This window comes from Flavobacterium glaciei (assembly GCF_003350545.1).
Classification (GTDB): Bacteria; Bacteroidota; Bacteroidia; order Flavobacteriales; family Flavobacteriaceae; genus Flavobacterium; species Flavobacterium glaciei.
Genome location: NZ_QQBA01000014.1, coordinates 31444 through 51483, shown reverse-complemented (window position 1 = coordinate 51483; position 20040 = coordinate 31444). Strand labels below are relative to the sequence as shown.

Genomic DNA, 20040 nt, shown 5'->3' with positions numbered 1-20040 from the left:
TTTTTTTTACGTTAAGTATTAAAAGTATGTTAAAATTTAACTATTTTCGTTTTTAATATTTAACAATTAAAAAAAAACTATGGGATTTTTCAGTGATTTTAAGGCTTCTTTAATGAAAGGAGATGTTTTAAGTTTAGCAACTGCAGTTGTTATTGGTGGTGCTTTTGGTAAAATCGTGGGGTCTGCCGTCGATGATGTTATTATGCCTATTGTAGGTTTGTTAACTGGAGGTATTGATTTTACCCAGAAATTCGTAACACTTGATGGAAATAGTTATGCTGATTTAGCTGCTGCTAAAACTGCTGGCGCTGCCGTGATAACTTATGGAAATTTGGTACAAGCTATTATTAACTTTGTTATTATAGCTTTCTTTATTTTTGTGGTTTTAAGAGCTGCTGAAAAAGCTAAGAAAAAAGAAGAAGTTGCTCCTGCTGCTCCAGCTGGACCAACTCAAGAAGAATTATTGACTCAAATCAGAGATTTGTTGAAAAAATAATTACCGCTACATTTTATATTCTAACTAAACCGCTTCGTAACTGAAGCGGTTTTTCTTTGAAAGTTAGTCTAAAACAGTAGTGGTTTTTTACCGTCAAGAAAGTAAGATACATCGAGAAGCAATTTAAAAATTAATCTTCTTAATTCTTTAATGGTTCAAATATTATATAGAATGTCATTTCGCTACTTTTTTATTAAAACAACAACAATTACTGGAGACAATTTTCTTTTCCATGCCTTTAATTAAATGTTGTAAATTTAACATTTTGTTATTTTTTGTGAACGGTATTGAAATGTTTTCAATATTAATTACTTTTGTTTTTCAAATGTAAACCTAGAAAATACACATAAGATGAGAATAGCAGTTGTAGGCGCTACTGGAATGGTTGGCGAAGTAATGTTGAAAGTTTTAGCAGAAAGAAATTTCCCTGTAACAGAATTAATTCCAGTTGCGTCTGAGCGATCAGTAGGAAAAGAGATTGAATATAATGGTAAAAAATATAAAGTAGTGAGCATGCAAACCGCAGTAGATATGAAAGCAGATATTGCTTTGTTCTCAGCAGGTGGCGACACATCTTTAGAATGGGCTCCAAAATTTGCAGCTGCAGGAACAACGGTTATCGATAATTCTTCGGCGTGGAGAATGGATCCAACTAAAAAATTAATTGTTCCAGAAATCAACGCAGCGGAATTGACAGCTGCAGATAAAATCATCGCAAATCCTAACTGTTCTACCATTCAAATGGTATTGGTTTTAGCTCCTTTGCACAAAAAATACAACATCAAACGTGTGATTGTTTCTACCTACCAATCCATAACTGGTACTGGTGTAAAAGCAGTGCAACAATTAGAAAATGAATATGCTGGTGTTCAAGGTGAAATGGCATACAAATACCCAATTCACAGAAATGCGATTCCACAATGTGATTCTTTTGAAGAAAACGGATACACAAAAGAAGAGATGAAACTAGTTCGTGAAACTAAAAAAATCTTAAGCGACAATACAATCGCTGTTACGGCTACTGCGGTTCGTGTGCCAATTGTAGGTGGACACAGTGAAGCGGTAAATGTGGAATTTTCTAATGATTTTGATGTAAATGAAGTAAGAAACATTTTGCATCACACTGATGGTGTAGTAGTTCAAGATAACAACGATACATTTACGTACCCAATGCCAATGTATGCACAAGGAAAAGATGAGGTTTTTGTAGGTAGAATTCGTCGTGACGAAAGTCAGGAAAATACATTGAATATGTGGATTGTTGCAGACAACTTGAGAAAAGGAGCTGCTACAAATACAATTCAAATTGCGGAATATTTGATTGCAGCTAAATTAGTGTAACATTTGAGATAGCAAACACACTATATTTTTCAAAGGAAAAAAAAGTGTTGCAATTTGATTTTTGATTAAAATTTTTGAAATCCATTTGTTTTTACGAAATGTATATTTTGTTAAAACAAATGGATTTATATTTCAGTATTCATATATTTGCCAATGATGAAAAGCAAATTTTCTACATTTAGTTTCTTATTGACGATGACAGTGTTGCTATCGATGCTGTTTCAATCGTTGCATAAGTACGAACATATAGCACAGCAACTCTCTGAAATACAATGTGTGCATGAGAAAAATGCTGAAGCAGAAATTACGCATCAGCATCACAATTTTGATTTCTGTGAAGCTTGCGACTATAAATTAAGCAGTTTTACATTTCCTACTTTCCATCATTTTGAATTAAATTCAGTAGAATTATACCTAAATAATACGGGTTTCAAGTCTTTTGAAATCACACAATTCTTTAAAGGAAGCCTTTTTGCGCTTCGAGCTCCTCCCTTAGTTTAAGAATATTCGCATCAATATATCATTTTCAATTATAGGAAATGATTCACATGTTTATATATTTTGAACAAGGAAAATGCAAACAAAAATCTATATTGTTTTGTGCTTCTGTATGTTTTGTATGCTAAGTTTTGCGCAAAACACCGTAAGTGGAAAAATCACTACTCAAGAGGGAATGCCTCTTTCTGGGAGTCACATACACATTGGAACAAAAACCGTGTCTTCGGATGTTTCTGGGAATTATAGTATAAAAAAACTACCTGCTGGGAATGTCAAAGTATTCGTTTCGTATGTTGGTTATAAATCGGTAGACACACTGATAAATATTTCTGGTAATCAAGAATTAAATTTTACTCTAAAAGTAAATACGGACCAACTTCAAGCGGTAGTCGTAAGGCAAAAAGCCAATACGCTGAACAAGTCGATTTTAGAACAAAAGATCAAAACAGAAACTATCGAAAAATTCAGCAATCAGACACTTGGAGACATTCTCAAAGAAATAGCGGGTGTTTCTAGCTTAAAAACAGGAAGTTCCGTGGTGAAGCCGGTTATAAATGGTTTGTTTGGGAGTCGGGTTCCAGTAATCAATAACAATGTGCGATTAGAAGATCAAGAATGGGGAACGGAACACGCACCTAATTTTGATGTAAACGCTGCGGGAAAAATCACGGTGATCAAAGGCGCTTCTGGGCTGCAGTATGGCGGTGATGCAGTAGGAGGTTTAGTGGTTATAGAACCGGTTTTGGTAAAAAAAGACACGCTGTTTGGCAAAACCATTCTGAATTTAGCGTCTAATGGTCGAGGCGGTTCCGTTAGTACAAGTTTACACAAAGGAAACGACAAAGGATGGAGTTGGAACGCTTTGGGAACTTTTAAGTATTCAGGCGACAAAGAAGCTCCGGATTATGTATTGTCTAATTCAGGAAATCGAGAGGCTAATTTTTCTGGAGATGTAAAATTCACTGGAAAAAAATACGATATTTCCGGTTATTACAGTTTTTACAATACTACGATTGGTATTTTGAGTGCCTCGCATACTGGGAATGTAAACGATTTGTACAATTCCATTACCAATAAAATTCCTTCGGTTGTAAATAATTTCACTTACACAATAAAAAATCCTAAGCAGAGGGTAAAGCACCATTTAGCTAAGATGAACTACAACTATTATTTTGATGAAACTGCTTCTTTGGCAGTGCAATACTCTTTTCAGTTTAACAAAAGAATGGAGTTCGATGTACGCAGAGGAGATTTTAATGATGTTGCCGCTTTAGACTTGGAGTTAACCACACATGCTATCAATGTAGATTACAAAAAAACGTTGCATGACTGGACTTTAAAAACAGGATTCAATACCTCAATACAAAATAATTTTGCAAATCCGGCAACGGGAATAAAACCTTTGATTCCTAATTTTGACCGAATCGAATTTGGAACGTATGGAATAGCCAGTTATGATTTGTCCGATAGTTTTTCTGTAGATGCAGGACTGCGTTATGACTTTTCGCAAGTGGATGCTACCAAGTTTTATCTAAAATCCAGATGGGAGGAAAGAGGCTATACAACTGAATTTGCTGATTTTATAGTGGGAGAACAAGGCAATCAATGGTTGACAAAGCCAAGTTTTACATTTCATAATATCTCAGCCAGTGCAGGCTTTCACAAGGAATTTGAGACAGGCTTTAATTGGTATTCTAATGTCAGTCTTGCTACAAGAAACCCAAATCCATCAGAGTTTTTTAGTGACGGTTTGCATCATTCTACAGGGATTATCGAGTTAGGCGATTTAGCGTTAGACAAAGAACAAGCAATCAAATTATCGACGACATTGCAAAAAAAATGGACTGCTTTCTCGGTTGAGGTAAATCCTTTTATCAATAGCATCCGTAATTTTATGTTCTTGCGACCTGTTGGTTTTGAGACAACCATTCGTGGTGCTTTTCCTGTTTGGGAATATCAACAAACTAATGCAAGATTGGCGGGAGTTGATGTACAAACTCATTGGAAAATAAACAAACAATGGCAATACGATTTTGCTTTGGCCTATGTCAACGGGAAAGACCTGACTAACAAGGAATCGTTAATCGATATTCCGCCTTTGAATCTTAATAATAAAATTCAGTTTTCAAAAAGCGAATGGCATGATCTGAAACTCGAATTAAAGAGCGAAGTGGTGCTGCGTCAAAATCAGTTTCCAGACAATAATTTCACTACAAACATTGTCGTTAATAATGAGTTAGCGCCCGTTCTGGTAGACATCAGTACGCCGCCACCGGGGTATCAATTGTTGCATTTTTATTCGGAAATGAAATTTAAAACTTTTGGTAAAACCAATGCAACGGTCGCATTTTCTGTTCAAAATATTTTAAACACTACTTACAGGGACTATCTCAACAGGCAACGTTTTTTTGCCGATGAAATGGGTAGAAACTTTCAAATTCAATTAAAATTTAATTATTAAAAAGTAAAAAAATGAAAAATTCAAAAATTTTAGCAATCGCATTAATATCAATATTCACTTTTTCATCTTGTAACAATGATGAGGATCCAATCGCAGTAAATGAGGAAGAAGTAATCACAACGGTGACTACAACTCTGACTGCTGGAAGTCAGACAGTAATTTTGACTTCCAGAGATCTTGACGGAGACGGTCCAAATGCTCCAGTGGTAACGGTTTCTGGAAATTTGTTAGTTAATACAACATATACAGGAGCCGTTAGATTCCTAAATGAATCAGTAACCCCCGTTGATGATATTACGCTCGAAATAAAAGAAGAAGGTGATGAGCACCAACTGTTTTTTCAAGCACCAGCAGCAATAGGAGCTTTTACTTATGCTGATGCCGATGTTAACGGGAAACCTATTGGATTGGATTTTACTTTAAAAACAGGAACAGTAGCAGCAAGTGGAAATATAGTGGTTGTGTTGAGACACGAGCCAGCTAAAAGTGCTGCTGGAGTTGCAACGGGTGACATTACAAATGCGGGTGGTGCAACAGATGCACAAATTACATATCCAGTTCAAGTCAAATAAGTACTTCGTTCTGATGTCAACCATTTTAGTAAACGCTATTCGAAAGAGTAGCGTTTTTTTGGTTGTTAAATACTAGGCACTAATTTTTAATTTTTTAATAAATGAATGTTAATCGTGATTGAATAAATCTAAATAATCTTTAAAAACATATAACTTGTTTCGTTGTGCTCCAGATATTTCTTTTATAATATCTAGTCGCTCTAAATCTGCCAAAAGTTTATAAGCTGTAACTGATGACTTTTGTAATAGTTCTTCCACTTTTGTTACCTCAATTATTGGCTGAGTATAGAGGTAATCTACTACTTTTCGTGCGTCCATATTGCGATTCCCCAATGACTTTAATTTATCTTCTAAACTTTTTTGCAGTTGCAAAATGCCATCAAAAGTAGTTACCCCTTTTTTTGCAGTTTCAATAATACCAGTTAAGAAAAATTTTAACCATTGGTTAATGTCGTTATGGGTTCTGGTTCGCATTAGATTATCATAATATAATATTCTGTTTTTTTCAAAAAAATCAGAAAGATATAGAATGGGTTGTTTTAGGATTCCCTTGCTGACTAAATATATGGTTATAAGTAATCTACCAACTCTACCGTTTCCATCTAAAAAAGGGTGAATAGTCTCGAATTGATAATGTATAATTGCAATTTTTATTAAATCAGGCAGTGGTGATATTTCATCGTTTGCAAATATTTCAAGATCTGAAATTAACTCATTAATACTAGAGTGAATGGGAGGAATAAAAGCTGCGTCACTAATACTAGCTCCTCCAATCCAGTTTTGGCTAGTTCGATATTCTCCAGGTAATTTGTGTTCGCCACGTACACCCTGCAAAAGTATCTTATGTGTTTGTTTTATAAGTCGGGATGAAAAAGGAAGTCGGTGTAATAGTTTAACCGCTTCATTCATTGCGCTAATATAGTTTTGTACCTCTTCCCAGTCGTCTCTTTTTTCATAAGGGATTTCTTCTTTGCTTAAAAAAGCTTCTTCCATATTGGTTTGAGTACCTTCAATTTTTGAAGATTGAGTAGCTTCTTTGGCGATATGCATTCTGATAAACAAGTCAATGTTTACGTATTCTGAATACATATCTAATCTGCCTAAATGTCTGTCGGCTTTACTTAGTAGGCGAATAACTTCCATATCATTCAATATCCAGTCTCTGTGAATGGTGTTGGGTTGAAAGCTTTTGTAATATCCTTGATTGATATATTTGCCAGAAGTAAATTTTTCCATTTTGATGATTTAAAAACTTAAACAAATGTATTCTTATTTAAGTAAATTGACAAAAAACTTAAATAACTTTTTCTTTATTTAAGTAAATTGATAAAAAACTTAAATAAGGAATGGGTAATTTAAGTAAATGAAAGAGAATCTTAATTAGTGTTTTGAACTTAAAAAAAATATTTTATAAAATCAGATTTCTCTAAACACTAGCTTTTTTAGTTTTATTTAAGACATTCGCACCTTTACCACACTAACTATTTCCCTATTTTTGTAACAACCTAAAAAATTAACTAATGAAGAAATCCTTTTTAATAATGGCTGTAACCTCTGCAATGGCAACTTTTGGTCAAAATAAAAACGAAAAAATAACCTATCCTACTACCAACAAAGGAGAAACAGTAGATACGTATTTCGATACCAAGCTCCCAGATCCATACCGATGGCTCGAAGATGATAAATCGGCAGAAACTGGTGCTTGGGTAAAAGCCCAAAACGAAGTAACCTACGGATATCTCAACCAAATTCCGTTTCGTGATGCGTTAAAAGCAAGAATGGAAAAACTGTGGAATTACGAAAAAATAGGAGCCCCTTTCAAAGAAGGGAATTTTACGTATTACTATAAAAATAACGGTTTGCAAAACCAGTCGGTGTTGTACAGAAAAGACGCCAAAGGAACAGAAACCGTATTCTTAGATCCCAACACGTTTTCTAAAGACGGAACCACTTCGCTTGGCGGATTAGATTTCTCTAAAGACGGTTCAAAAGTAGCCTATGCCATTTCAGAAGGCGGAAGCGACTGGAGAAAAGTCATCATCATGGATGCCATTTCCCAAAAAATAATCGAAGACACGATTGTCGATGTCAAATTCAGCGGCGTATCTTGGAAAGGAAACGAAGGTTTCTACTATTCCAGTTATGACAAACCAAAAGGAAGTGAATTATCCGCAAAAACCGACCAACACAAACTGTATTTCCACAAGTTAGGAACCGCACAAAAAGATGATAAAGTCATTTTTGGTGCCGACCAAAAACGCCGTTATGTAGGCGGTGGCGTGACTGAGGATGACCGTTATCTGGTAATCACAGCGTCTAATTCTACTTACGGAAACGAATTGTACATCAAAGATTTGACAAAACCCAACAGTCCTATTGTGACTATTGTGGATAATTTCAAGAGTGACAACAACATCATCGAAAACGAAGGCGGAAAATTATTCATAGAAACGGATTTGAATGCGCCCAACAAACGCATCGTTACTGTGGATATCAAAAACCCAAAACCAGAAAACTGGAAAGACTTTATTGCAGAAACAGAGAATGTGTTGTCACCATCAACAGGAGGCGGGTATTTCTTTGCTAATTATATGAAAGATGCCGTTTCGGTAGTAAAACAATATGATTATTCTGGGAAATTAGTACGTGAAATAAAATTGCCGGGAGTAGGAACTGCCGGTGGTTTTGGCGGAAAGAAAAAAGAGAAAACCTTATATTATTCTTTTACAAATTACATTACTCCAGGTTCTACTTTTTCATTCGAACCACAAACAGGAACTTCTACGGTATATCAAAAACCAAAAGTAGATTTCGATAGCGAGAAATACGAGTCTAAACAAGTGTTTTATACCTCAAAAGACGGTACCAAAATCCCAATGATTATCACCCACAAAAAAGGATTGAAACTCGATGGTACAAATCCAACGATGTTGTATGGTTACGGAGGATTCAACGTGAGCTTGACACCAAGTTTCAGTATTGCTAATGCCGTTTGGATGGAAAACGGAGGCGTGTATGCCGTACCCAACTTACGCGGTGGTGGCGAATACGGGAAAAAATGGCATGATGCCGGAACCAAAATGCAAAAACAAAACGTATTTGATGATTTCATTGCAGCAGCCGAATACCTGATTGCACAAAAATACACCTCTTCACAATACTTAGCCATTCGTGGTGGGTCAAACGGAGGATTGCTTGTAGGCGCTACCATGACACAACGCCCAGATTTAATGAAGGTAGCCTTGCCTGCAGTAGGCGTGATGGACATGTTGCGTTATCATACCTTTACCGCAGGAGCAGGTTGGGCGTATGATTACGGAACAGCTCAGGACAGCAAGGAAATGTTTAGTTACATCAAGGGATATTCACCGGTACACAACGTAAAAACAGGAACCCAGTATCCAGCCACTATGGTCACAACGGGTGATCATGATGATAGAGTAGTGCCGGCACACAGCTTTAAGTTTGCCGCTGAGTTGCAAGAAAAACAAACCGGAACAAACCCAACCCTTATTCGCATAGACATCAATGCAGGACACGGCGCCGGAAAATCAGTAGCAGCAACCATTCAGGAAAATGTCGATATTCAGGCATTTACCTTATTTAATATGGGAGTGGTGTTATTGCCAGAGTTGGAATAACAACAATTGTAATACCGATTTTACCCTGAGCGATCCCGAAACTTCGGGAGAAGGGAGGAGCTTAATCCTGCTATCCGTTACAATCTTTATATCCGCCGAAAAGGCGGAAATAAAGGATTTTCACTTTTATCAGGGCTAGGGCATTCGATTCCTCACACGATTGTCTTCACAAGGAACAAAGCCATCACCACACAAATTTCAAAAAACGCTATTCGAAAGAGTAGCGTTTTTTTTGTTTTAGATTAATTCTGTTTTAAAAAATCAAGTTGAAAACTAAAAATTAATAAGGTCAATTGTAGGCGGGTCAATTGTATAATTAATTATAATTTGGGCTATTGGATATTTTGACTCTATGTGACTAATAAACCGTTGTGTAAAAATTAAAATGTAAATAGAATTGTTTAATTTGAATTTTTAAAATTATGACTATAAAAGAAATTACTTTGGAACTTGATAAAAAGGCAGTTAGCGGAATTGAAATCACTAAAAGAAGAGGGATGTTAACTAGTACTTGGTTAATTTATAAAAAAGAAAAGTGTTATTATTATTTTGATGTTAATGAAAAAATAATTTTTGATGAAAATCATAAATATTCTGCAGAAGAACTTGAGATGGAGTTTCAAGATTCAAATTTTGAATTAGATTGCGAAATCATTTAATAGCAATAAACTAAAGAAGTTTAGAAATAATTTTCGTTTTCGGAAGAGAGTGGTTTTTTTATAGACATAATTAAATACTATTAAATGCAATATAAAATTGAGCTTAGAAACCATAAAATCTTACTATCTTTCGTACAAATTAAATGTAATTTTTTATAATTATTCATGATATGTCAAATATTGTAAACGTTACTTGTGCTATTGTCGTAATTGAGAATAAAATTTTAGTTACTCAACGCAGTGATAAAATGAAACTTCCTTTAAAATGGGAGTTTCCAGGTGGTAAATTAGAGGAAAATGAAAGTGAAATAGATTGTATAAAAAGAGAAATTAAAGAAGAAATAAATATTGAAATTGAAATTTTAGAAAAATTATCTAATATTATTTATGATTACGGAACTTTTAAAATTAATCTCATTCCTTTTATATCAAATTATGTTTCTGGAGAAATCATTTTGTCCGAACATAAAGATTATAAACTACTTGATAAATCAGAATTATTAAATTTAGATTGGGCAGAAGCAGATTTGCCAATTGTCGAAGAATTTTTAAAACTTGAACTATGAACCAAGGATTATATGAAGAATTAGTTACGAAACTAATCAATTATAAATTAAACGAATTAGATAAGAATACTTTTCAAGTAAAGAAAACCTCAATTGATAAAGCGGAAGCAGCTCAATTATTATCTCAACATATTGGTAGAACCATAAAACAAGCTTTTAACTTAATTAAAGGCGAAGACATTCTTGAAACTCAAATTGAGATAGCTAATAAAATTATTCTTTTTTTAAAAGAAGAATTGAAAAAAGAAGAGTTTGAAGATGATTTAATAGAAACGGAAGGCAAAATATTAAAAGCAGTTTTTACTAAAGTTGACAGTCATTTTACAGATTTAGATTTGCATTTAAAAGAGATTACTCCTTACACAAGATTGATTCATAGTGAACTTTTTACTGGTGGAAATTCAGGGACAACGCTAGAAAGTGAATTAAGAAAAGAAATATTATCGTCTGATGAAATTGATTTATTAGTTTCTTTTATAAAATGGAAAGGAATTAGAATTCTGGAACGTGAATTGAGAGAATTTACCGAACGAGGCGGAAAACTTAGAGTAATTACAACAACATATATTGGTGCAACTGATGCGAAAGCAGTTGAGTTTTTATCTTCTTTAAAAAATACTGAAGTCAAAGTTTCTTATAACACAGGAAATGAAAGACTACATGCAAAAGCCTATTTGTTTAGAAGAAATACAGGTTTTCATACTGGCTACATTGGTTCATCTAACTTTTCTCGGTCTGCTTTAACAGACGGATTGGAATGGAATTTAAAAGTAACGACTAAAGAAGTTGGACATATTATTGATAAGTTTAAGAAAACATTTGAGGCATACTGGCAAAATACAGAGTTTGAATTATATGATAAAAACATTCATTCTGTAAAGTTAGTTGAAGCTTTAAAACAAGGAAAATTTTCTAAAGAATACACTTTTACAACATCTTATTTTGATTTAAAACCGTTTCATTATCAAAGTGAAATATTAGAAAAATTAGAAGTTGAAAGGTCAGTTCACAATAGATATAGAAACCTTTTGGTTGCCGCAACAGGAACTGGAAAAACAGTTATTTCTGCTTTTGATTATAAAAGTTTTAGAAATAATAATCAATCATCAAAGTTACTTTTTGTTGCTCATAGAAAAGAAATTTTACAACAAGCAAAAGCAACTTTTCAAGGAATTTTAAAAGACAATAATTTTGGTGATTTATGGGTTGATGGATTAGAACCAAACTCAAATGAATATGTTTTTGCTTCGGTTCAAACTTTAAATAATCGACTTAAAGAAATTAAACTTTCACCAGAGTATTATGATTTTATAATTGTTGATGAAGTTCATCATATTTCGGCATCAACATACCGGCCGATAATTAATTATTTTAAACCAAAAGTTATTTTAGGATTAACAGCTACTCCTGAAAGAATGGATGGGGAAAATATTTTGGAAGATTTTTGTAATCGTATTGCTGCTGAAATTAGACTTCCTGAAGCACTAAATAAAAAATTATTAAGTCCATTCCAATATTTTGGAATCACAGATAGTATTGATTTAACAAATGTGAAATGGGAAAAAGGGAAGTATGTTGCAAGTGAGTTGACAAGTTTATACACAAAAAATGATGTTCGTGTTGGTCAAATAATATCAAATCTAGATAAATATACAAGCGACTTAAACGATGTTAGAGCAATTGGATTTTGTGTTACTGTCGAGCATGCAATTTTTATGGCAGATAAATTCAATTTGGCGGGTTTAAAAGCAGAATGTTTGACAAGTAAAAATTCAAATGACAGAGATAGAATTCGAGCACAATTCAAGAAAAAAGAATTCAATTATTTATTTGTAGTTGACATTTTTAATGAAGGTGTCGATATTCCAGAAATTGATACTGTTTTGTTTTTAAGACCAACAGAAAGTTTAACTGTCTTTCTTCAACAATTAGGACGTGGATTGCGTTTAGCAGAAGGTAAAGATTGTTTAACTGTTTTAGATTTTGTTGGTAATTCAAGACCAGAATATGATTTTGAAAGTAAGTTTAGAGCTTTGATTGGAAAAACAACTACATCCGTTTTAAAAGAAATTGAAGATGATTTTCCTCATTTACCTTTAGGATGTTCAATTATTCTAGAAAAGAAAGCGAAAGAAACGATTCTTGAAAACATCAAAAAAGCTACATCTTTGAATATAAATCAATTGATTGTGAAGATTAGAAATTTTCAACATCAAACAACGTTGCCATTGACTTTAGAGAATTTTATCAGTCTGAATCATATATCGATTGAAACAATTTACAAAAAAGATAATTGGTCAAGATTATGTCAAAAAGCAGGAGTTATTGAAGATTTTGAATCGATAAATGAAAAACAAATTTATTCAGCCATTGGAAAAAAATGGTTGTCCACAAATTCTACCAGTTATTTCAATTTCATTTTGAACATTGCAAAGCGTGGTTTTAATATTGACATCAATGATTTTAGTGAAAATGAAAAAACGATGTTATTAATGTTGCACTATGATATTTGGCAGAGTGCTGGTGGATTTAATTCTCTGGAAAAAAGTATAAAACAAATTGGAAAAAATAAGACACTTGTTAATGAAGTCATTGAAGTATTAGAAATTTTAATTGACAAAATAGGTTTTAAGGAAATCGATATTCAATTACCATACAATCAACCATTAAAATTACATGCACGTTACACAAGAGACCAAATCTTAGTCGCATTTAGGCTTAGTACATTTGATAAAAAATCTTCCAACCGAGAAGGAGCAGCCGAAAACAAAAGGTTAAACACTGAAATTCTCTTTATCAATTTAATTAAATCAGAGGAAAATTTTTCTCCAACAACGATGTATGATGATTATGCAATTAGTGAAACATTATTTCATTGGCAATCACACAATGCTTATGGTCCAGAGACAGGAAAAGGATTGTCCTACATAAATCATGGTAAATTGAACAAAAAGATTCTTCTCTTTGTTCGAGAAAAAGCAAATGATGAAAACGGAAATACTCTTGGTTATGTTTTTATAGGTGAAGCAAATTTTAGAGAAACAGAAGGTTCAAAACCAATGAGTATTAAATGGGAACTCAATGAGCCAATGCCTAATTATTTGTGGAAAGAATCTGCTAAAATGTCAGTAGGATAATTAAGTTATTACTTTCAAACTGTATATTATTGAGAAATAATATTTCTCTCTTTTATTTTCCCAATGTTTTATTAATTGGTTCGGTTTTTTGTGTTGCAATCGGTAAATTTGAGAATAGAACATTAAATATTAAAAATTATGACAGTACAAATCAACACAGACAATAACGTAGAAGGACACGCACGTTTGAAAGCGTATATAGCGGAGGAAATAGCAACAACTTTGGCGCGTTTTGAAGATAAAGTAACCCGTTTAGAAGTGCATCTTGCAGATGAAAATAGTGATAAATTTGGAATCAACGACAAACGTTGCCTTATCGAAGCCAGACCTATGAATATGCAACCCGTTGCAGTCACCAATCATGCTGATACAACAGAAAAAGCCTTTCACGGTGCCTTAGATAAAATAAAAAAAGTGTTAGATACCGCTTTCGAAAAACAGAAAGCGTACTAAATAGTTGCTTTTTAGCAAACAAAAAAATGACACTGTCTGGATAAGATAGTGTCATTTTTTTTTGCTTCTGAATTTCTTGATTCAGTTTATGATTGATTTTGAAATAATAAGGCAGCCAGAGCTCCATCTCTTTTGTATATATCTTCATAAAAATGTACAACACCATCATCACTTACCCAAGCAGTAAAATATCCTATATAAACCGGAATTTTATTCTTTAGTGTATACCAGTATTCCTCTCCGCCGTTCATCGCTGTTTCTATTTTTTCAGGATTCCATTTTTTATCGTCTTTCATAATTATGGCAGCCAGTTCTTTTGGTTTGGCTACACGAATACATCCGTGGCTAAAAGCGCGGTCTTCCTTGCCAAATAAACTTTTAGATGGTGTATCGTGCAAATAAATCGCATTTGAATTTGGAAACAAAAACTTCACCAGTCCCAATGAATTTTCCGGTCCAGGTCTTTGTCTTACGTAGCTGTCTTTCCATTCCATGTCATGTTCTTCCAGGTAATTAGGGTTTTTTTCAATAGCAGGAAGAATTTCTTTCTTAAGGATACTGGCTGGGACATTCCAATAGGGTCTGAACACGATATATTTCATTGGTGCACTAAAAATCACTGTTTTATGCAAAACTTTCCCCACCACAACTTTAGAAATTAATTCGGGTGCTCCATTCCTAAAAAACGTCAGTTCATAAGCAGGAATATTAACAATGATTAATTCTTTTGATTTTGTAACATCGTTCGATATCCATCGGCATCGTTCCATATTGACCATTATGGTTTTGATACGTTCAGCTACAGGAATATTCATGTATTTAATGTGCTCCGGCAGAATGGTTTTGTCGATGGTGTTACCGCTTCGCTTTTTGAATTTCAAAATGGCTGTTTCTAATTCAGAATCATACACAGCGCTCTTCGAATCACGAGAAATATCGCCAGTAATTAATAATCGTGTTCTAATTTGAGCAATAGTTGCAGCACTATCGCCTGGTTTGTATGATTTAACCTTTGGGTCTAAAGCTATGGTTTTCCATCCGCCCTTTTTTTGCATGACGCGGTATTCCTGCAAGGCGGCTTTTAGCAAGTAATACTGTTTTAAAACACCTTTTTCTTCCTTGTTTATCAACGAAGGATCGATTAGAAGTGAATCTAAATAATTTACGTAAGATTGTTTTTTTCGAGGTAAAAACCATTCCAGATCCTTAGATTTTTGAGTGCTGATGCCGTCATACACTTTGTCAGCATAGAAAAAATAGAGCGCTGAACTTAGCAGTTCGATATCAAGATCTGCTTTTTGAATGTCACTAGTGTCATCATAAATAGCATCAATTTGATCGCTGTAAGGAATAACGGTTTGAACTCCTTCTTGAGCAAAATTATTAATTTTAGTGTATAATACTCCTGCAAATTCATTAAGTCCATCTTTATCATACCAGATATAATGAAATTGATGTTTGCGATATAGTTTTAGGACATCTGCCTGATACATTTTTAATTTAGGATGCTTTTCAAAAAAAGTAGACACCTGCGTGCTGTCAAAAGTGGCATTTTCTAGGTTTTTTGAACCGCTTTGATTTTCTAACGGTTCTGTTTTCTTTTTACAGGAAACGGCAGTAATTAGTATTGTAAAAACAATAATTAGTATTGGTGAAAATAATTTTTTCATAAGTCAACTTTTAATTCGTAAAGAACCCAATTATGGGCTTACAAAAATACGTCAAATCACATGTCGTACTACCAGCAGGGAAGTGAGTGCGTTTATTATAATTGAAAATTTCTCAGTAATCGAAAAGCTTTTTTTTAGGAAACATTAGGCTTAAGATATTAATAATTAGTTGTTTGCGTGTTTTTAATTACCGCTGTTGCCGATTTTTTCTTTCCAATTTAATTTTAAAAATCCAAAAATTATGAAAATAATAGTCCAATATACAATAGCTATATTGCTGTTTTTATCTTTTATTTGAATGGAGTAAGGCATTAATTTAGAGTTTAGTAACTTTTTTGTAAGCGTTTAATTTTTTTCTGAAGTTTTATAACGCAATTGCTACTGTACTCTAAGAAGGTCTAGACAACCGAATCACATTTTGTAGATTCAAATCAGCAGGAGAGTCATTTTATAAGCTACCTTCTAACTTAAACACTAAAGGAATTCGCATGAATCAATTTTGGCAGCGCACAAAGGCATATTTTAGAACAGCGGGTTTCTGGAAAATAATCAAAAAAATTGGTTTTTTCTTTCTGGGAATTGTCATGCTTTTTTTGCTGTCTTCAGTAGTTTTAGCGCTTTATTTCAAAAATAACAAAGCGGAAATTGTAACCCAAATCAATACTAAAATCAACGAAAATATTACGGGTACAATCGATATTGGTGATATCAGATACAAGTTTTTAAAGGGTTTTCCTAATATGACTTTGGCACTAAGCCAAGTGGAATTAAAAGATAGTTTGTGGAGTGTGCACAAGCGCACCTTGCTAAAAGCAGAACAAATTGAGGTTCGGATTGATCTTTGGGACTTGCTTTCAAACGAAATTAATATAAACAAAATCGAAATTCAGAAGGCTACTTTGTATTTGTTTAAAGGAAAGAACGGAATTGTAAATACCGCTATTTTTAAACCAAAGCCGAAAGGCGAAAAATCAAAAAGCAATACCACTTCCTACATCAACGAAATTGTATTAGACCAAGTACATTTTATCTCTGAAAACCAACTGGGAAATAAATTATTTGATTTTAATGTTTTGAGTTTGCGAAGCAAAATAGATTTTGATGGGGACAATTGGCGCACTAATTTACATTTGAAAACGCTGGCTAAAGATATGGCTTTCAACACCCAAAGAGGTAGTTTTATCAAAGAAAAAATCGTAGAAGGTGTTTTAGCTGTTGCTTTTTCGAATCAAAAAAACCGAATCAGTGTAGCAACCGAAAATCTCGAAATAGGAGAAGAACTTTTTGACATTAACGCGCATTTTAGTTTGGACAAAAACAAGTCTCCTTTTGATATTGCAATTAAAACTAATATTTTGTGGAGAGATGCTTCAGAATTATTGAGCGCTAATATCAGCAGCCGAATCAATCAATTTGATTTAAAAAAGGCGATAAATGTGGGTTGTACAATCGTGGGCGACATGAATGCTGCAGGAGATCCTGAGATTGTGGTGACTACGAAAATAGAAAATAACGAACTCACGATACCGGACGGAATCATCACAGATTGTAGTTTTGACGCCACATTTACCAATCAACATGTAAAAGGTGCGGGCTGTAACGATAGTAACTCGACGATTACTTTGACGGATTTTTCGGGAAAATACAAAACCATTCCGTTTACAATTCCAATCGGAATCATTTCTAATTTTGAGAAAACGATAGCGGCAGGAACTTTTAAATCAGATTTTCCAGTTTCCAGATTGAATGAAATAGTCAATAAGGATTTGATGCATTTTTCTGATGGTCAGGCCAATGTGGATTTAGATTTCAAATTTGATATTAGAGATTTAAAAATACAAAAACCATTGTTTACAGGGAATGTAGCCGTTAAAAATGCGACAGTAAATTACGGTCCACGGAATTTAACTTTTGTAAAAACAGATATCCAACTTGACTTTACAGAACAAGCGTTATTGATCAAAAAAATTAATTTCAAAGACCGTCGCAACACGGTTTTTATGGAAGGGAAAATTGATAATTTTCTGACTTTGTATTACGAAAATCCTGAAAAAATGCTTGTTAATTGGGATATTTATGCGCCTTTTCTGGATATGAAACAGTTTGTGGGTATTTTTACAAGTACTGGAAAAAAAGCGCCAAAGACCAAGAATAAAAAAGATGATTTTTCAGAAGAACTCTATTCTGTAGTTGATAAATGCCAAGTTGCTTTATATCTAAAAGCTGACAAAATGGTCTATAGTAAACTAGTGGCTACTAATGCTAAAGCCACGATTTTATTAGTCAATAATCAGTTAATCGTAAAAAATGGACAGGTGCAGAGTTCAGGGGGAACAATTGCTTTTGACGGGAAATTGACTCCAAATGCGGATACTTTCCTGCTTGAATCCAATACAAAAATCAATAGGGTAGATATTGCCCATTTCCTGACTTCGTTGAATAATTTTGGGATTCAGTCTTTCAAACCTAAAAACATAAAAGGGTTTTTGTCAGCTTCGGCATCGGTAAAGGGGAAATTGCTTGCTGGAGGACAATTAAAAACAAACTCGCTTACTGGCGTGGCAAAATTTGATGTAAGCCAAGGAGCTTTGGTTGATTTTGAACCTATAAAAAATATTGGTAAGTTCGCTTTTCCTTTTAGAGATGTAAATAATATTGTTTTCAGAGATTTGTCTGGAAATTTTAAAATAAATGGTGATTTAGTGTATGTGAATGATTTGAAAGTGAGTTCTAATGTTTTAAATTTAGATGTAAACGGTGTATATTCGTTTAATAGAGGAACAAATCTAGCGATGACTATACCACTGAGAAATCCAAAAAAAGATGAGTTCATTACAGATAAAATCGAAAGAGCTGAAAAGAGAAACAATGGAATTGTATTGCATTTATTAGCTGTAGACGTTGATGGAAAAATAAAAATTAGATGGAATAAAAATCATGAATAAATACCTAAATAACATGAAAAAAATACTGGCTGTTCTTATCGTTCTTACTTTATCTGGTTGCAAAAGCGTGATGGAGAATCAATCAATTGCAGAAGCAAATATCAATGTAACGTTAGATTCTTGGCAAAAAGCTGCAGCAACAGCTAATTATGAGGATTATTTTGCTTTAATGGCTGATGATGCTGTTTTTATTGGTACTGATGCGACTGAAAATTGGAATAAAAAAGCTTTTCAGGCGTATGCAAAGCCACATTTTGACAAAGGAAAAGCGTGGAGTTTTACTGCGTTAGAACGCCATATTTTTGTTGATGCAACAGGAAAAACAGCTTGGTTTGACGAATTGTTGAATACCCAAATGAAAATTTGTCGTGGTTCAGGTGTTTTAGTAAAAATAGGTAAGGAGTGGAAAATAAAACATTACGTGTTGTCGATGACGATTCCAAATGAAAATTCGGATGAAGTCATAAAAGTGAAATCGGCACTGGAAGACGCGATGATACAAACATTACAATCGAAAAAATAAATAGAAACAACATTTTTTGCCTAAACGACCTCTGTATTTGCAGAGGTTTTTTATTAGTTAAAAATTAAATGATAACCAGATTTATGCATTTTTTTGTGGAGCTATCTTAGCCTCTTGCATTTCATTTTTGTTACGGGAAACAGTGAGGGTCTCTTTGCCAAATTATAAAATTGCTTTTAAAAACATATTTTCTGATGACAAGATTATTAATTTAAGATTAAGAATATTTTCAAAGATATAAAGTGAATTAACAGCACTGTTGTGACTTGGAATATTTTTAATTGGCCTAATTTTCAAAACGTTTTTTCATTTTTTCGTCTGTAGGCTGTTCGGTCTTATATATTTCCTTAATTTTGCCGAAATATTCTGAAAAAGTGGGAAGCAAAAATAAATTAAAAAGATTCAAAGAAAACGAAACATTCACAAACGTTTTTCAACCAACGAGAGAAGAGGTAGTAGGAGATTTATTCCCGCTTAAAGGCAAATGGAATTCGGAATTCTTCAAAAACGAAAATCCATTAGTACTTGAATTAGGTTGTGGAAAAGGAGAATACTCAGTAGGTCTAGCCGAAAGATATCCAAATAAAAATTTCGTAGGAATAGATATTAAAGGAGCACGTTTTTGGCGTGGAGCTAAAACCGCTGTTGAAACTGGATTGCACAATGTAGCTTTTATCAGGACTCAAATCGAATTAATCAATCACATTTTTGCTGAAAATGAAGTAGATGAAATCTGGATTACTTTTCCAGATCCTCAAATCAAATACAAACGCACGAAACATAGAATGACTAATTCAGAGTTTTTGCAATTGTATAAAAAAATCCTCAAAAAGGACGGTGTCGTAAACTTAAAAACCGACAGTGAATTTATGCATGGATATACTTTAGGGTTGTTGCATGGCGAAGGACATGAGGTATTGTATGCCAATCATAATGTATATGTAAATGAGGGAAGTCCAGAGGAAGTGACTGCCTTTCAGACGTTTTATGAAAAGCAATATTTGGAGATTAATAAAGCAATTACCTATATTCGATTCAAAATCAAAGAATAGTCTTATATTTGAAACAGAATTATTTT

Annotated in this window: 15 protein-coding genes; 13 read left to right on the top strand and 2 right to left on the bottom strand. The window is 33.5% G+C overall.

The window, feature by feature from the left end; all coding sequences use genetic code 11:
• The first annotated feature begins 79 nt into the window (after window positions 1–79).
• From mscL to DFR66_RS11680, 5 genes are all read left to right on the top strand, one after another.
• Window positions 80–496 (top strand): large conductance mechanosensitive channel protein MscL, encoded by a 417-nt coding sequence (mscL, locus tag DFR66_RS11700; protein WP_114755016.1) that lies wholly within the window; start codon window positions 80–82, stop codon window positions 494–496.
• 351 nt (window positions 497–847) lie between these two features.
• Window positions 848–1837: an aspartate-semialdehyde dehydrogenase gene (locus DFR66_RS11695; protein ID WP_114755015.1), complete on the top strand. Its 990-nt coding sequence runs from the start codon at window positions 848–850 to the stop codon at window positions 1835–1837.
• A gap of 153 nt (window positions 1838–1990) precedes the next feature.
• On the top strand, window positions 1991–2338 hold the full coding sequence (locus tag DFR66_RS11690) for a hypothetical protein (protein WP_114755014.1): 348 nt from the start codon (window positions 1991–1993) through the stop codon (window positions 2336–2338).
• 73 nt (window positions 2339–2411) lie between these two features.
• Window positions 2412–4796, top strand: a complete 2385-nt coding sequence (locus DFR66_RS11685) for a TonB-dependent receptor (protein ID WP_242008681.1) — start codon at window positions 2412–2414, stop codon at window positions 4794–4796.
• An 11-nt stretch (window positions 4797–4807) separates the two neighbouring features.
• On the top strand, window positions 4808–5368 hold the full coding sequence (locus DFR66_RS11680) for a type 1 periplasmic binding fold superfamily protein (RefSeq protein ID WP_114755012.1): 561 nt from the start codon (window positions 4808–4810) through the stop codon (window positions 5366–5368).
• 108 nt (window positions 5369–5476) lie between these two features.
• On the opposite strand, the gene DFR66_RS11675 is transcribed toward DFR66_RS11680, so the two are convergent.
• Window positions 5477–6604 (bottom strand): Fic family protein, encoded by a 1128-nt coding sequence (locus tag DFR66_RS11675; RefSeq protein WP_114755011.1) that lies wholly within the window; start codon window positions 6602–6604, stop codon window positions 5477–5479.
• A 305-nt stretch (window positions 6605–6909) separates the two neighbouring features.
• Here DFR66_RS11675 and DFR66_RS11670 point away from each other — a divergent pair, with 305 nt between their 5' ends.
• The 5 genes from DFR66_RS11670 to DFR66_RS11650 all read left to right on the top strand — a co-directional run bounded on the left by DFR66_RS11670 (window position 6910) and on the right by DFR66_RS11650 (window position 13824).
• Window positions 6910–9009 carry a prolyl oligopeptidase family serine peptidase gene (locus DFR66_RS11670; protein ID WP_394336353.1) on the top strand — a complete coding sequence of 700 codons (2100 nt, stop codon included), beginning with the start codon at window positions 6910–6912 and terminating at the stop codon, window positions 9007–9009.
• 422 nt (window positions 9010–9431) lie between these two features.
• A complete protein-coding gene (locus tag DFR66_RS11665) occupies window positions 9432–9668 on the top strand; it encodes a hypothetical protein (RefSeq protein ID WP_114755009.1) in 237 nt (78 codons plus the stop codon).
• A gap of 170 nt (window positions 9669–9838) precedes the next feature.
• The gene (locus DFR66_RS11660) at window positions 9839–10234 is read left to right on the top strand and encodes a (deoxy)nucleoside triphosphate pyrophosphohydrolase (protein ID WP_242008680.1); all 396 of its coding nucleotides are present in this window, start codon (window positions 9839–9841) and stop codon (window positions 10232–10234) included.
• Window positions 10231–13371 (top strand): DEAD/DEAH box helicase, encoded by a 3141-nt coding sequence (locus DFR66_RS11655; RefSeq protein ID WP_114755008.1) that lies wholly within the window; start codon window positions 10231–10233, stop codon window positions 13369–13371. Before DFR66_RS11660 ends, DFR66_RS11655 begins: the two co-directional genes overlap by 4 nt.
• Window positions 13372–13509: 138 nt before the next feature.
• The gene (locus DFR66_RS11650) at window positions 13510–13824 is read left to right on the top strand and encodes an HPF/RaiA family ribosome-associated protein (protein ID WP_114755007.1); all 315 of its coding nucleotides are present in this window, start codon (window positions 13510–13512) and stop codon (window positions 13822–13824) included.
• Between the two features lie 86 nt (window positions 13825–13910).
• On the opposite strand, the gene DFR66_RS11645 is transcribed toward DFR66_RS11650, so the two are convergent.
• On the bottom strand, window positions 13911–15494 hold the full coding sequence (locus DFR66_RS11645) for a L,D-transpeptidase family protein (protein ID WP_114755006.1): 1584 nt from the start codon (window positions 15492–15494) through the stop codon (window positions 13911–13913).
• A gap of 488 nt (window positions 15495–15982) precedes the next feature.
• Between DFR66_RS11645 and DFR66_RS11640 the strand changes: the two genes are divergently transcribed.
• The 3 genes from DFR66_RS11640 to trmB all read left to right on the top strand — a co-directional run bounded on the left by DFR66_RS11640 (window position 15983) and on the right by trmB (window position 20014).
• Complete coding sequence (locus DFR66_RS11640; RefSeq protein WP_114755005.1) at window positions 15983–18439, top strand: AsmA family protein; 2457 nt, start codon at window positions 15983–15985, stop codon at window positions 18437–18439.
• A 13-nt stretch (window positions 18440–18452) separates the two neighbouring features.
• Window positions 18453–18962 carry a nuclear transport factor 2 family protein gene (locus DFR66_RS11635; protein ID WP_114755045.1) on the top strand — a complete coding sequence of 170 codons (510 nt, stop codon included), beginning with the start codon at window positions 18453–18455 and terminating at the stop codon, window positions 18960–18962.
• Window positions 18963–19336: 374 nt separating this feature from the next.
• Window positions 19337–20014 carry a tRNA (guanosine(46)-N7)-methyltransferase TrmB gene (trmB, locus tag DFR66_RS11630; protein ID WP_114755004.1) on the top strand — a complete coding sequence of 226 codons (678 nt, stop codon included), beginning with the start codon at window positions 19337–19339 and terminating at the stop codon, window positions 20012–20014.
• Window positions 20015–20040: the final 26 nt, after the last annotated feature.